Here is a 13,463-nt window from a genome sequence, read left to right on the forward strand (position 1 = left end):
AGCGATGGAGACATCGCGACGGGGACAAGGGGGACACGGCCGGCGATGCAGAGGCGACAGGCGGGACAGACGGGACAACCCGCCCGCTCAGCGCCCGACGGCGTGCAGCGCTGCCCCGTGCTCGCGCAGCCACTTGCGGAACGGGCGGTGGTCGCCGACCAGCCGCTCGACCACCGACCAGTAGGCCGGGCTGTGGTCAGCGTGGACCAGATGGGCGACCTCGTGCGCGGCGAGGTAGTCCGCCACCGCAGGCGGGGCCATGATCACCCGCCAGCTGTAGCGAATGGTGCGATTGTGCGGGCTGCATGAGCCCCAGCGCGAGCGGGCGTCGGTGATCGAGACCCGCACGGGCCGCTGGCCGAGGGTGCGCAGGTGGTGTTCGGTGCGCTCGACCAGCGCCTGCCGGGCCAGCCGTTTGAGCAGGTTCTCGACCCGCCGCGCATAGGCTTCGCCCTCGCCGCCGGAAACGATCACCGGCCCCGCGTCGCCCTCCACCAGCCGGGCCGCTCCGGCGCCGCCGGCGGCCGTCAGCCGGGTGGGCCGGCCGAAAACGGGGACGATGGCGTCGGGAGCCAGCGGCGCGCTCTCCGGACGGGCGGCGAGCCTCTGACGCATCCACCCGGCCTTGCCGTGCGCGAAGGCGACGACATCCCCCAGCCGGCGTTCCGACGGCGCCACCAGCACCGCCTCGCCGGCGCGGCCGTCGATGCGGATCGACAGCCGGCGGGCGCGCGGATTGACCGACAGTCGGGCGGGGACGCCCAGCGCCTCAGGCGGCAGCCGCTGGCCGTTCCGGTAGGACACTCAGGGCCTCGTTGCGGGCGATGAAATCGCGCGTGCGGGGATAGATCTCGTCACGGAAGCGGCGGCCGTTGAACACGCCGTAGTGGCCGACGTCCGGCTGGACGTAGAGCACCCGGCGATCGTCGGGGATGTTCGAACACAGCGTATGGGCCGCCTGGGTCTGGCCGACGCCGGAGATGTCGTCCTTCTCGCCCTCGACCGTCATCAGCCCGATGTCTGCGATCCTCGTCAGGTCGACGCGTCGGCCGCGGTGCTCCAGCAGGCCGCGCGGCAACAGGTGCTGCTGGAAGACGATGTCGATGGTCTGGAGATAGAACTCCTCGGTCAGGTCGAGCACCGACAGGTACTCGTTGTAGAAGGCCTCGTGCTTCTCGACCCCGTCGCCGTCGCCGTTGACGAGGTGCTGGAAATACTCGTGGTGGGCGTCGACGTGGCGCTCCTCGTTCATCGACATGAAGCTGTAGAGCTGGACGAAGCCCGGATAGACGCGCCGCCCGAAGCCCGGATAGGGCCACGGCACGGTGTGGATCATGTTCGACCGGAACCAGGTGAAGGGCTTCTCCTCGGCGAGGCCGTTGATCACCGTCGGGGACAGGCGGGCGTCGATGGGGGAGCCCATGAAGGTCATCGAGGCGGGCCGGTTCGGATCGCCGTCCTCGGCCATCAGGGCGCAGGCGGCCAGTACCGGCGGCCCCGGCTGGCAGACGCCGACCACGTGCGCGCGCGGCCCGATCTGGGCCAGCATGGTGCGGACGTGGTCGATGTAGTCGGAGAAGTCGAAACGCCCCTCCAGCATCGGAACCTGCCGGGCGTTGGCCCAGTCGGTGACGTAGACGTCGTGGTCCTGCAGGAAGGTCTCGACCGTGCCGCGCAGCAAGGTGGCGTAGTGGCCCGACAGCGGGGCGACGATCAGCACCGCCGGCGCGACGGTCGGCTTGCCCGCCCGCTTGAGGTCGCCGAGGTGACGGGCGAAGCGCACCAGCCGGCACCACGGCGAGGCCCAGATGACCTGTTCGGTGGTGCGAACCTTGCGGCCGTCGATCTCGATCGTCTCCAGCCCCCAGGCCGGCTTGCCGTAGCGGCGGGTGACGCTCTCGAACAACTCGGCCGAGGCGAAGGCGGTGCGGCCCAGCGCGGTCTCGGCCGCCGGATTGAACGGATGGGTCCAGAAGTCGCGGGCCAGCTGCGCCCCGATCCGGAAGGGAGCCGCCGAGGCGTAGGCGAGCTCGTGAAGCGTATAAAGCATGCGTGTCCTGGAACGGCCCCCGCCGTATGCGGCAGGGCAGCATAGAACGCGCGGCGCTGCAAAAGGATTATCGGCGACAACCGTAAACGTGACGGCTCAGCCGCGCGCCATCACCCGCTCGATCACCTGCGCCGCCCGCTCCGGCCCGAGATCGTGGCCAAGGGGCGCGCGGAACCCGCCGTCGGGGCCCATCAGGTAGATCGTCAGCCCGTGGTTCATGGTGTAGCCCTCGCCCTCGCCGACCCTCTGGTACGGCGCGCCATAGGCGCGGGCGACATCGGCGATCTGCCGCGGCGTGCCGGTCAGGCCGATGACCCCTTCGGGGAAGCCGTCGGACGACAGGTAGTCCTTGAGCGCCTGCGGGCTGTCGCGCTCCGGATCGACGGTGATGAAGACGATCTGCAGCTCGTCGGCGCGATCGCCCAGACGCCGCTTCGTCGCCTCCAGCATGGTCAGGGTCGTGGGGCAGTAGTCGGGGCAGTACGTGAATCCGAAGAAGACCAGCGACCATTTGCCTTCCAGCAGGGACTGGTCGACGGCCCGGCCGTCCTGGTCGACCAGCTGGAAGGGCCCGCCCAGCTGCGGCTGGCCGGTCGAGGCGACTTCGGCTCCCGTCCCGTAGGCGGAGCGGCCCTCGTCGGCCCGCTGGACCAGGACCACGGTGACGACGGCGAGCGCCGCCGCCACGACCAGGCAGGCGGCCGCGAACAGCAGGATGGAACGGCGCGGCATCGCGGACCTTTCGGACACGTCCCCTTGCGGACGAACGCGTCTATAGGAGAGCTGTGAGCCTCGCAGAAGATCATCCATCGCCGCAGGCCGGGGACCTGCCCGAGGGCGGACGGTTCGCCGGCTGGCGCAACCTGCCCCGGCGCAGCCGCGGCCTGAGCCTGCGCACCCTGGTCATCCTGCGCTGGATGGCCGTCGCCGGGCAGAGCGCCACCATCCTGATCGCCACGGCCTGGTTCCATTTCGACCTGCCCCTGTGGGGCTGTCTGGCCGCGGTGGCCGCCAGCGTGGCGATGAACCTGAACGCCACCGCCCGCCTGCGTCGCACCGAGGGCGCGACGGCCGACGGGGCGCTGACCGCCGCCCACCTTGGCTTCGACATCCTGCAACTGTCGGTGCTGCTGGCCCTGACCGGCGGCCTGCAGAACCCGTTCTGCATCCTGCTGGTGGCGCCGGTGACGGTGGCCGCGGCCTCGCTGCCGGCGCGGCAGGCGGTGCTGATGGGTCTGCTGGTGCTGGCCGCCACCGTCGCCCTGTTCTTCTTCGCCCTGCCGCTGCCGTGGCAGTCGGGGACCGAGATCGACCTGCCGCCGCTCTACCGCTTCGGGGCCGGCCTGGCCCTGACCACCGGCGTGGTGTTCACCTCGGCCTACGCCTGGCGGGTCGCGGCCGACGCCGAGAAGCTGGAGCTGGCGCTGGCCACCACCCAGGACGTGCTGCAGCGCGAGCAGCGGATGGCGGCCCTGGGCGGGCTGGCGGCGGCGGCGGCGCACGAGCTGGGCACGCCGCTGGCCACCATCCAGGTGGTGGCCCGCGAGCTGCTGCGCGAATCCGCCCGCGACGGCCGCGCGGCCGAGGACGCCGCCCTGATCCTGCAGCAGGCCGAACGCTGTCGGGACATCCTCAAGCGGCTGTCGCAGCAGCCGGACGAGGGCGGGATCGCCTTCGCCGAGGTCGGGCTGAAGGCCCTGCTGGAGGAGGTGGTCGAGCCGCATCGCGGCTTCGACCTCGATTTCGAGGTGTCGGTGCGCACCGCCTCGGGCGAACCCGAGCCGCGGGTGCGCCGACTGCCCGAGGTCATCCACGGCCTTTCGACCCTGGTCGAGAACGCCGCCGACTTCGCCCACAGCCGCGTCCGGGTGCGCGGCCTGGTGGACGCCGGCTTCATCGAGATCGAGGTGGTCGACGACGGCCCCGGCTTCCCCGCCGACATCCTGCCCCGGTTGGGCGAGCCCTATGTGACCAGCCGGCCGCAGGGCAAGGCGCGCCGGGCGCTGGCCGCCCAGATCGCCGCCTCGGTGGCCGCCGCCGCGGCCGCGCCCGGCCGCAAGGGCCGCAAGGCGGCGCCGGCGCCCGAGCCGGCGACCATCGCCCCCAGCCAGGGCGGCATGGGGCTGGGCTTCTTCATCGCCCGCACCCTGCTGGAGCGCACCGGCGGCCGCGTCTCGGTGGGCGCGGGCGACGGCGGCAAGGGCCAGCCGAAGGGCGCCCGGGTGGCGGTGCGGTGGCCGCGGCCGGCGCTGGAGGTCGCAGCTCCGATCACCTCGCCCGTGCGTACTGAACCTTGACGGCGCGGACGCGGGCCCCGACTTGAGCGCACGGAGAACGACATGACAGACACCGAAGCCCGGATCGCCGCCCTCGAGGACAAGACCCTGCTGCTGCTCGACGACGACAACGCCCTGCGCACGCGCATGGGGCGGGCGCTGGAGAGCCGCGGCTTCCAGGTCACCACCGCCGCCTCGGTGGCCGAGGCCAACGAGGCGCTGCGGACCTCGGCCCCGGCCTTCGCCGTGCTCGACATGCGGCTGGAGGACGGCAACGGCCTCAAGGTGGTCGAGGCGATCCGCGATCGTCGCGAGGACGCCCGCATCGTCATGCTCACCGGCTACGGCGCCATCGCCACGGCGGTGGCGGCGGTCAAGGCCGGGGCGGTTGACTACCTGCAGAAGCCGGCCGACGCCGACGACGTGGTCAAGGCCCTGCTGGCCACCGGCGAGGCTCCCGAGCCGCCGGCCAATCCGATGAGCGCCGACCGGGTGCGCTGGGAGCACATCCAGCGGGTCTACGAACTGTGCGACCACAACGTCTCGGAGACGGCCCGCCGGCTGGGCATGCACCGCCGCACCCTGCAGCGCATCCTCGCCAAGCGGGCGCCGCGCTAGGCTTGACGCCGCCCGCCCGTGTCCGCAGCGTCGCGGAGGGAGGGTCGAGATGAAGCTGCACGCGATCGCGCTGACTGCCGCCACGGCGGGTTTCCTGGCCACGGCCGGAGCCTGCGTCTGGCTGCTGACGACCTACATGGCGGGCTACGGGCCGGGAATGCTGTTCCTGGAGGCCGATATCCTGCTCAAGCTTTCGATGATGATCTGCCTCCTGCTCTGGCTGCCGATCGCGGGTCTCGGCGTGGTCAGCCTGTTAGCGCCGGGTCGCGCGATCAGCGGACTGCTTGTCGCCGCGGGCGTCGGCTCCGCCCTGCTGGGGCTGACGCCCGGGGCCTACGGTCTGGTGCGGATCCAGATGGCCCTGAATGCGGTGGGACCCGTCCGCTTCGCCGTCACGGCCCCCGCCTACGCCGAGGCGGCGCTTGCGGCGGCGGTCGGGCTGGCGGGGGCGATGGCGGCGTTCGCCTTCGGAGCGGCGGCCGCCCGACGGCGCTGAGCGGCGGACCCGACGCTCCGGCGGCGACCGGACGAAGGCGCGTCGCCCGCCGCGGGAACGGAGAAGCGGGGGCCCGATCTCCGCCCCAGACCGGACGTCCCCTTCAACCCCCGCCCCTGACGCGCTAACTGCACTCCATGGCCGCCGCCGAAACTCCCGCCGAACTGTTCAAGCGCGCCCTCGCCCATGCGGCGCGGGCCCTGGCCGAACAGTCGGGGCTGGAGGTGGCCTTCGGCTCCGACGGGCCGAAGCTGTCGAATGGCGTCCTCACCCTGCCGCACCCGCCGCGCGATCCGGCCGGGCCGGAGAGCGCCGCCCTGCGCGGCCAGGCCGACCGGCTGGCGCTGCGCCTGGCCAACCATGACGAGGGCCTGAACGCCCGCCTGCGCCCGTCTGACCGGCAGGCCGCGGAGGTGTTCGAGGCGGTGGAGCAGGCCCGGGTCGAGGCGGTCGGGGCGCGCTCGCTGGCCGGCGTCCGCGCCAACCTCGACGCCGCCCTGCTCACCCGGCTGGAGAAGACCGGCGCGCTGCGCGTCGCGGAGGCCGAGCGCGTGCCGCTGGCCGAGGCGGCGGCCCTGCTGGCGCGGGAACGGCTGACGGGCCGGCGCGCGCCCGACGGGGCCGGCGCCCTGCTGGACCTCGTGCGAGCGGAGCTGGAGCGCAAGGCCGGGGCGCAGTTCGACGCCCTCGCCGACGCCGCCGACGACCAGGCCGCCTTCGCCGGCCGGCTGAAGGCGGTGTTGCGCGCGCTCGACCTCGACCCCGGCGACGGCCAGGGCGACGACGCCTCCGAGGACGAGGGCGACGACAAGCCCGAGGAACCGCAGCCCGACGCGGCCGACAAGCCGGATGAGGACGAGGACGACGCCGGCGGCGGCGAGGGCCAGTCGATGGACGGCTCCACCGACGACCAGACCGCCGGCGACGAGCGCGACAGCCGCCCCGACGGCGCTCCGGCCGAACCCCAGGGCGACGCGACCGACGAGGGACCCGACCTCGACGAAGGGGCGCTGCCCAATCGCCAGCAGACCGCCGACGACGGCCGCGCCATCGACGCCTACCGGGTGTTCACCTCCGCTTTCGACGAGACCATCGACGCCGCCGAGCTGTGCGATCCTGGGGAACTGGAGCGGCTGCGCGCCCTGCTCGACCAGCAACTGACGGCGCTCAGCTCGGTGGTGGCGCGGCTGGCCAACAAGCTGCAGCGCCGCCTGATGGCCCAGCAGAACCGCAGCTGGCATTTCGACCTCGAGGAGGGGGTGCTCGACACCGCCCGCCTGACCCGCATCGTGGTCGACCCCACGAGTCCGCTCAGCTTCAAGGCCGAGAGCGAGAGCCCCTTCCGGGACACCGTCGTCACCCTGTTGCTCGACAACTCCGGCTCGATGCGCGGCCGCCCGATCATGGTCGCCGCGGTCTGCGCCGACATCCTCGCCCGCACGCTGGAGCGCTGCGGGGTCAAGGTCGAGATCCTCGGCTTCACCACCCGCGCCTGGAAGGGCGGCCAGAGCCGCGAGGCGTGGATCAGCGCCGGCAAGCCCGCCGGCCCGGGCCGCCTGAACGACCTGCGCCACATCATCTACAAGGCCGCCGACGCGCCGTGGCGGCGGGCGAAGAAGAACCTCGGCCTGATGATGCGCGAGGGGCTTCTCAAGGAGAACATCGACGGCGAGGCCCTGCTGTGGGCGCACGAGCGCCTGCTGGCCCGGCCCGAGGCGCGCCAGATCCTGATGGTCATCTCGGACGGCTCTCCGGTTGACGATTCCACCCAGTCGGCGAACGCGGCGCTTTACCTCGACAAGCACCTTCGGCAGGTGATCGAGCAGATCGAGACGCGTTCGCCGGTCGAGCTGATCGCCATCGGCATCGGCCACGACGTGACCCGCTGGTACCGGCGGGCGGTGACCATCGTCGACGTCGAGCAACTGGGGGGCGTGATGATCGAGAAGCTGGCCGAACTGTTCGAGGCGAAGCCCACGGCCGAGCCGCGCGCCGCCCGCCGGAAGCGCGCCGCGTGAGCGCCCTGGGCCGGCTCCTGCCGCTCGCCGTCGCGACCCTGCTCGCCGGCTGCGCCGCGGCGGTCGCCGTGCCGCCGCCGGCCGCGGTGGAGCCGGGCTGGACCGCCGCCGCCGCCGCCGTCCGCCCCGTCGGCCTCGGCCTGCCTGGCGGCGCGGTGCTCGACGACGACGTGGACTTCGCGGGCGGCGTCGAACTGGTCGCCGACAGCGACTCGCCCCTGCACAGCCTGTCCGACCTGAAGCTGCTCGGGGACGGGACCTTCCTTTCCGTGATCGACAACGGGCTGCTGGCGCGCGGTCGCCTGCGGCTCGACGACGAGGGCGACCTCGTCGGCCTTGAGGGACTGGCGGTGCGGCCGCTGACGCGCTCCGACGGCCAGCCGGTCGTGGAGCGGAGCGAGCGCGACGCGGAGAGTCTTGCGGTGCTTGCCGACGGGACCCTGCTGGTCGGCTTCGAACGCGATCACCGCCTGTGGAGCTACGGCCCGGCCCGCCGGGCCGCCGAACGGCCGACGCCGTTGACCGCCCCGGACTTCGCCTTCGCCAATAACGACGGCATGGAGGGCGTCGCCGCCCGCGCCGACGGCGGCTGGCGCGTGGCGGGCGAGTCCGGCGGCGTCTGGGACTGCCGTCCCGTCGCCTGCACGGTCGTCGTCCCCTTCCCCGAAACCCCGCTGCCCGACAGCGACTACCGCATCACCGGCATGGACCGCGACCCGGCCGGCGACGGCTACTTCGTGGTCCAGCGCTCGTTCAGCCCGCCGGTCGACGCCCGCGCCCGCGTCCGCCGCATGGCTCCCGACGGCTCGCTCGGCCCGGTGCTGGTTGAGCTCAAGCTCCCCGGCACCACCGACAATTTCGAGGGGATAGCCGCGGTGGTCCGCGACGGCGCGACGCGCCTCTACATCCTGTCCGACGACAACAATGAACCGGCCCAGCGCACCCTGCTGCTGGCGTTCGATGTGAGGGATTAGGGCTTAGGGCTTAGGGCTTAGGGCTTAGGGATTAGGGAACTCGCGCGGACATGGGCCTCGTCCGCCCTGATCCCTAATCCCTAGAACCTAGAACCTAGAACCTAGAACCTAGAACCTAGAACCTCTCGGACACCTTGATCGCCGCCCGGCAGCCCGCCTTGATCACCGCGCTCAGCAGGCCGTAGCCGGGGGCCTCGCGGCTGCCATGGGCGACGGCGTGGTCGTGGTGGGCCAACTCCTCGTCGCGGAAGCGGGTCAGCTCCGCCGCCAGCTCCGGATCCTGCTCGCGCACCTCGGCGATCTGGTCGGCGTAGTGCTCCTCGATGACGCTCTCCACCGCCTCGGTGCAGGCGTGAGCGGCCTTCTCGCCCAGCAGCGCCGTGCCGGCGCCCAGCCCCAGCGCCGCCAGCCGCCAGAGCGGCGTCATCGCCGTCGGCCGCACCTTCTCGGCGGCGAGCAGGGCGTTGAAGCGGTCGAGATGCACCTGCTCCTGCGCCCGCATCCCGGCCATGTCCGCGGCGATCTGGTCCTTGCCCGGGCGGCCGGCGAAGACCGCCCGCTGGGCGCGGTAGATCTGCACCGCCGCATACTCGCCGGCGTGATCGACCCGCAGGATCTCGTCACGCCGGCGCTTGCTGGCGCCCCGGCCCGGGCGGGCCAGCGGGATTCGGCGGGCGGACGGTTCAGATGCGGGGTGCGCGGGCATCCTTGGGCCTCTTGGCGGCGAGCAGGCTGAACACGGCCAATGCCGCGGAGATCAGGGCGTTCCACCCTGCCATGCTGAGGCCGAGGAAGCTCCACGCCACGGCGTCGCACATGGCCGGTCGTTCGACCGGTCCGGTGCCCAGGGCGAGGGCCGTCAGGCTCTCGAGGTCAACCTCCCCGCCACCGGCGCAGGCGGCCGGCAGGGTCCACCAGTCCAGTTCGCCGCCCATGTGGAAGACGGCGGTGATCGCGCCGGTGGCGAAGGTCACCGCCAGCAGGAAGGCGGCGATGCGAGGCGTACCGCGGCTGCCGCGACTGACCAGGTGCCAGACGGTGGCCACCAGGGCGATGGCCGCTGCGCCCCAGTAGACCTCGCGCTGCTTGAGGCAGAGGTTGCACGGCGCCAGCCCGCCGAAGCGTTCGAAGGCGTGCGCCGCCGCCAGCATGGCCAGCGAGGCCGCCAGGGCGAAGGCGGTCCACCACCGCGTCAGGAGTCGGTAAAGGCCTCTCATCGGACCTCGTTCATAGCGGCGCCGCAGCGCCGCGTCGATTGGGCTCAACCGCCGAAGCGCGTGATCAGGGAGACGGCCCAGCCGGCCCCGACGAAGAAGCCTATGCCCACGGCCGCCAGGGCCATGGCCCATCCTGTCGCCACCGCCGCGCCGGCGGCCACGAACAGGCCGTCGCGCTGGATCAGACCCACTGACAGCAGGGTCAGCGCCACCGACGGGACGGTGTTGGTCATGGGCAGGACGATGGTCAGGGTGGCGAGGATCATGAAGAAGGCCGCCGCCCGCTCCGCCCAGCCCTCGGCGAAGACGGTCAGCCGCGGCCGCGACAGACGCTCGAACCAGCCCATGCGCTTCGTGGCGAAGTCGGCCATCCGCTCGAGCCAGGCCTTCGACACCCGGCGCTGCAGCACCGCGTCCGGCAACCACGGCTCGACCCGTCCGGCCAGCATCTGCACGGCCAGGATCAGGATCGGGATGCCGACGATCTGGGGCACGCCGTACAGCGCCGGCACCAGGCAGGGGATGGCGAGGATGAGGATCATCAGGCCGAAGGCCCGCTCGTCCAGCCGGTCGCGGATCTCGAGCAGGGTCAGGCCGTCGGGCCCGCTGATCGCGGCGAGGTCGGCCACCAGGGCGATGAAGCCCTGCTTTGGATCGTCGGCGTACTGGTTCCGGGTTTCGCTCATCGGTCTCCCCACGGGTCGAGGCGGGTGGGTAGCCGGAAAGCCGCCGGATGACGAGAGGGGTGGAAACCGCCTGTGAGTCGCCGCGAGGCCGGTGCGCCGCTATAAGCCGGACCTCCCCTTTCGAAACCGGCCGAGTCCATGCGCTATCTCCACACCATGGTCCGCGTGGCGGACCTCGACGCCTCCCTGCGTTTCTGGCGCTATCTGCTCGGTCTCGAGGAGGTCCGGCGGATGGACAACGAGGCAGGGCGCTACACCCTCGTCTTCCTCGCCGCGCCCAAGGATCTCGCCCGCTCGGAGAGCGAGCGCTCGCCCGAGGTGGAGCTGACCTACAACTGGGACCCGGAGACCTACACCGGCGGCCGCAACTTCGGTCATCTGGCCTACAAGGTCGACGACATCTACGCCGCCTGCCAGCGGCTGATGGACGGCGGCGTGACCATCAACCGCCCGCCGCGCGACGGCCGCATGGCCTTCGTCCGGTCGCCCGACGGCATCTCGATCGAGCTGCTCCAGGAGGGCGAGCCCCTCGCCCCCGCCGAGCCGTGGGCCTCGATGCCGAACGTCGGGAGCTGGTGACCTTGAAGCGCTTCGCCGTCCTGCCGCTGGCCCTGCTGGGCCTCGCCGCCTGCGCCTCCACCTCCGAGACCTATCCGTCGCGGACCGCCACCGAGCAACTGCTGGTCGCCCGCGCCGCCGATCGCGCCGTCGAGGGCCTGACCCTGCCGATCCCCGGCGGCTCGCGCGTCTATGTCGACGACGCCTACTTCCGGGCCGAGGCCGCGGCCTACGCCATCAGCGCCATCCGGGCGGCCCTGTCCGAGGCCGGCTACGCCCTCGCCCCGTCCAAGAACGACGCCGACGCCGTGCTCGAGGTGCGCGCCGGCACCCTGTCGCTGGAGCAGATGCGCCGCGTCTTCGGCCTCCCGGACATGCGGGTGCCGATCAACGAGAACTTCAACGTCGTCTCGATTCCGGAGCTGTCCGTTTACAGCCGCCGCGACCGGGTGGGCGTGGCCGAGTTCTCCGGCTTCCTTTACGAGCCGCGCACCGGTGCGCCCCTGGGGGCCATCGTGCCGATGACCGGCGAGTTCCGCATCCGCAGCCACAAGCTGCTGATGATCGTCTCCTGGGGCCAGCAACGCATCGACCCCGGCGAACGCGACCCCGGCGACAGCTGGCGGGAGTTCTAGCAGGCGCCTTGCGCCTCGCCGCCGGAGCGGTGAAGGTCGCGGCCTCTGTGTTCCGGGAGGTCCCATGCGTCGTCTGCTCGTCTCCACCGCCGCCGTCGCCGCGACGCTGGCCCTCGCCCCTGCCGCCGTGGCGCAGGACGCCCACGCCGGACATGCCGATCACGCGGCCCACCAGGCCGCGGCGCAGAGCGAGGACGCGCGGCTGGCCGCCTTCTTCGAGCAGGCCTTCCAGGAGCGGATCGCGCTGTCGCCGCAGACGATGACCTCGCTGGGCATCAAGCGCGACTACGGCCGCCTCGACGACGGCACCGACGCGGCGGCGGAGCGCGCGCTCGCCCTGTCCGAGGCCCAGCTGGCGAGGATGAAGGCCGAATTCGACCCGGCGAAGGTCAGCGCCGACAGCCGCATGTCGATGCGCCTCTTCGAATACGGCGTGGAGCAGGCCCGGCTACAGAACCGCTGGCGCGACTGGGGCTTCCAGTTCGCCGCCAACGGCAACCCGACCACCGGCCTGCCGGTGTTCATGATCAACCAGCACCGGATCGACAGCGTCGAGGACGCCGAGGCCTATGTGTCGCGCCTGCGTGATTCCGAGCGGGTGATGCAGGAGATCGCCGCCGAACTGCGCCAGCGCGCCGCCGGTGGGGTCATCTCGCCCACTTTCGTGTTCGAGCCGTCGATCGAGAACACCCGCAACATCATCGCCGGCGCGCCTTTCGACAGCGGCGCCGACAACCCGGTCTGGGCCGATTTCCAGAAGAAGATCAACGCTCTGGAGGCCGACGAGGCGACGAAGGCCCGGCTGCTGGCCGAGGGGCGGGCGGCTCTGACCGGCGAGTGGAAGCGCGGCTACGAGCACGTGCTGGCCGCCCTGGCCGAGGTGCGGCAGCAGGCCGCCACCATGCCTGACCGCGACGCCGGCGTGTGGCGGCTGCCGGACGGCGAGGCCTACTACAACGCCCGCCTGCAGCTCTCGACGACCACCGACCTGACGGCGGACCAGATCCACGAGATCGGCCTGAGCGAGGTCGAGCGCATCCACGCCGAGATGCAGACGATCATGGACCAGGTCGGGTTCGAGGGCTCGCTGCAGGAGATGTTCGCCCTGCTGAAGACCGACCCGCGCTTCCAGTATCCGAACACGCCGGAGGGCAAGGAGCAGTATCTGTCGGACAGCCGGGCCTTCATCGCCCAGGTGATGGAGGCGGCGCCGCGCTGGTTCTCGGACCTGCCCGAGGCGGCGCTGGAGGTGCGGGCGGTGGAGCCGTGGCGCGAGGCGACCGCCTCGATCGCCTTCTACAACGCCCCGGCCCCGGACGGCTCGCGGCCCGGCATCTACTACGTCAACCTGTCCGACATGACCCAGGTGCTGAAGCCCCAGATCGAGGGCATCAGCTATCACGAGGGCGCGCCGGGCCACCATTTCCAGATCGCCTACGCCCAGGAAATGGAGGGACTGCCGTCGTTCCGCCGCTTCGGCGGCTACGGGGCCTACGCCGAGGGCTGGGGGCTTTACGCCGAGCGGCTGGGCAAGGAGATGGGGTTCTATGAAGACCCCTACTCCGACTTCGGCCGGCTCTCGACCGAGCTGTGGCGGGCGGTGCGGCTGGTCACCGACACCGGCCTGCACGCCAAGCGCTGGAGCCGCGAGCAGGCGATCGACTACTTCCGCCAGAACTCGCTGCTGTCCGAGCGCGACATCGTCAAGGAGGTCGAGCGCTACATCACCAACCCCGGTCAGGCGACCAGCTACAAGATCGGCGAACTGAAGATCATGGAGCTGCGCCAGCGGGCGCAGGCGGCGCTGGGCGACCGCTTCGACATCCGCGACTTCCACGCCGTGGTGCTGGGCTCGGGCTCCGTGCCGCTGGACGTGCTGGAGGACGAGGTCGACGCCTGGATCGCGGAGGGCGGCGGGGCTCCCGCCGCCTGACC

14 protein-coding genes are annotated in these 13,463 nt (G+C 72.0%); 8 read left to right on the forward strand and 6 right to left on the reverse strand.

Translation table 11 applies throughout. The annotated features are described in order from the left end of the window. Nucleotides 1-87: 87 nt before the first annotated feature. The 3 genes from BM333_RS01375 to BM333_RS01385 form a co-directional block, all read right to left on the reverse strand. Nucleotides 88-804 carry a M48 family metallopeptidase gene (locus BM333_RS01375; RefSeq protein ID WP_092306523.1) on the reverse strand — a complete coding sequence of 239 codons (717 nt, stop codon included), beginning with the start codon at nt 802-804 and terminating at the stop codon, nt 88-90. After that, nucleotides 770-2,050 (reverse strand): polyhydroxyalkanoate depolymerase, encoded by a 1,281-nt coding sequence (locus tag BM333_RS01380; protein WP_092306525.1) that lies wholly within the window; start codon nt 2,048-2,050, stop codon nt 770-772. Before BM333_RS01380 ends, BM333_RS01375 begins: the two co-directional genes overlap by 35 nt. A 96-nt stretch (nt 2,051-2,146) precedes the next feature. Continuing rightward, nucleotides 2,147-2,782: an SCO family protein gene (locus tag BM333_RS01385; protein ID WP_092306527.1), complete on the reverse strand. Its 636-nt coding sequence runs from the start codon at nt 2,780-2,782 to the stop codon at nt 2,147-2,149. 53 nt (nt 2,783-2,835) lie between these two features. On the opposite strand from BM333_RS01385, the gene BM333_RS01390 reads away from it, so the two are divergent. The 5 genes from BM333_RS01390 to BM333_RS01410 all read left to right on the forward strand — a co-directional run bounded on the left by BM333_RS01390 (nt 2,836) and on the right by BM333_RS01410 (nt 8,432). Then, on the forward strand, nt 2,836-4,347 hold the full coding sequence (locus tag BM333_RS01390) for an ActS/PrrB/RegB family redox-sensitive histidine kinase (RefSeq protein WP_245777100.1): 1,512 nt from the start codon (nt 2,836-2,838) through the stop codon (nt 4,345-4,347). Nucleotides 4,348-4,389: 42 nt separating this feature from the next. After that, nucleotides 4,390-4,944: an ActR/PrrA/RegA family redox response regulator transcription factor gene (locus BM333_RS01395; protein ID WP_092306529.1), complete on the forward strand. Its 555-nt coding sequence runs from the start codon at nt 4,390-4,392 to the stop codon at nt 4,942-4,944. A 49-nt stretch (nt 4,945-4,993) separates the two neighbouring features. Then, complete coding sequence (locus tag BM333_RS01400) at nt 4,994-5,440, forward strand: hypothetical protein (RefSeq protein WP_092306531.1); 447 nt, start codon at nt 4,994-4,996, stop codon at nt 5,438-5,440. Between the two features lie 137 nt (nt 5,441-5,577). Further along, nucleotides 5,578-7,458 (forward strand): cobaltochelatase subunit CobT, encoded by a 1,881-nt coding sequence (gene cobT / locus BM333_RS01405; RefSeq protein WP_092306533.1) that lies wholly within the window; start codon nt 5,578-5,580, stop codon nt 7,456-7,458. Then, on the forward strand, nt 7,455-8,432 hold the full coding sequence (locus BM333_RS01410) for an esterase-like activity of phytase family protein (protein ID WP_092306536.1): 978 nt from the start codon (nt 7,455-7,457) through the stop codon (nt 8,430-8,432). Before cobT ends, BM333_RS01410 begins: the two co-directional genes overlap by 4 nt. Nucleotides 8,433-8,547: 115 nt before the next feature. On the opposite strand, the gene BM333_RS01415 is transcribed toward BM333_RS01410, so the two are convergent. The 3 genes from BM333_RS01415 to BM333_RS01425 are packed head-to-tail and all read right to left on the reverse strand — an operon-like array spanning nt 8,548 to nt 10,335. Next, nucleotides 8,548-9,138 carry a demethoxyubiquinone hydroxylase family protein gene (locus BM333_RS01415; protein WP_092306539.1) on the reverse strand — a complete coding sequence of 197 codons (591 nt, stop codon included), beginning with the start codon at nt 9,136-9,138 and terminating at the stop codon, nt 8,548-8,550. Next, nucleotides 9,116-9,649 (reverse strand): disulfide bond formation protein B, encoded by a 534-nt coding sequence (locus BM333_RS01420; RefSeq protein WP_092306541.1) that lies wholly within the window; start codon nt 9,647-9,649, stop codon nt 9,116-9,118. The genes BM333_RS01415 and BM333_RS01420 overlap by 23 nt, the downstream gene beginning before the upstream one ends. A 44-nt stretch (nt 9,650-9,693) precedes the next feature. After that, nucleotides 9,694-10,335: an exopolysaccharide biosynthesis protein gene (locus BM333_RS01425; protein WP_092306543.1), complete on the reverse strand. Its 642-nt coding sequence runs from the start codon at nt 10,333-10,335 to the stop codon at nt 9,694-9,696. A gap of 138 nt (nt 10,336-10,473) precedes the next feature. Between BM333_RS01425 and BM333_RS01430 the strand changes: the two genes are divergently transcribed. The 3 genes from BM333_RS01430 to BM333_RS01440 all read left to right on the forward strand — a co-directional run bounded on the left by BM333_RS01430 (nt 10,474) and on the right by BM333_RS01440 (nt 13,461). Continuing rightward, entirely contained in the window at nt 10,474-10,914 is a 441-nt protein-coding gene (locus BM333_RS01430) for a VOC family protein (RefSeq protein ID WP_092306545.1), read from the forward strand. A 2-nt stretch (nt 10,915-10,916) separates the two neighbouring features. Then, on the forward strand, nt 10,917-11,528 hold the full coding sequence (locus BM333_RS01435) for a DUF6655 family protein (RefSeq protein ID WP_425425109.1): 612 nt from the start codon (nt 10,917-10,919) through the stop codon (nt 11,526-11,528). A gap of 64 nt (nt 11,529-11,592) precedes the next feature. Beyond that, entirely contained in the window at nt 11,593-13,461 is a 1,869-nt protein-coding gene (locus BM333_RS01440) for a DUF885 domain-containing protein (RefSeq protein ID WP_092306547.1), read from the forward strand. The last annotated feature ends 2 nt before the right edge of the window (nt 13,462-13,463 follow it).

The organism is Brevundimonas viscosa, from assembly GCF_900116065.1.
Lineage (GTDB): Bacteria > Pseudomonadota > Alphaproteobacteria > Caulobacterales > Caulobacteraceae > Brevundimonas > Brevundimonas viscosa.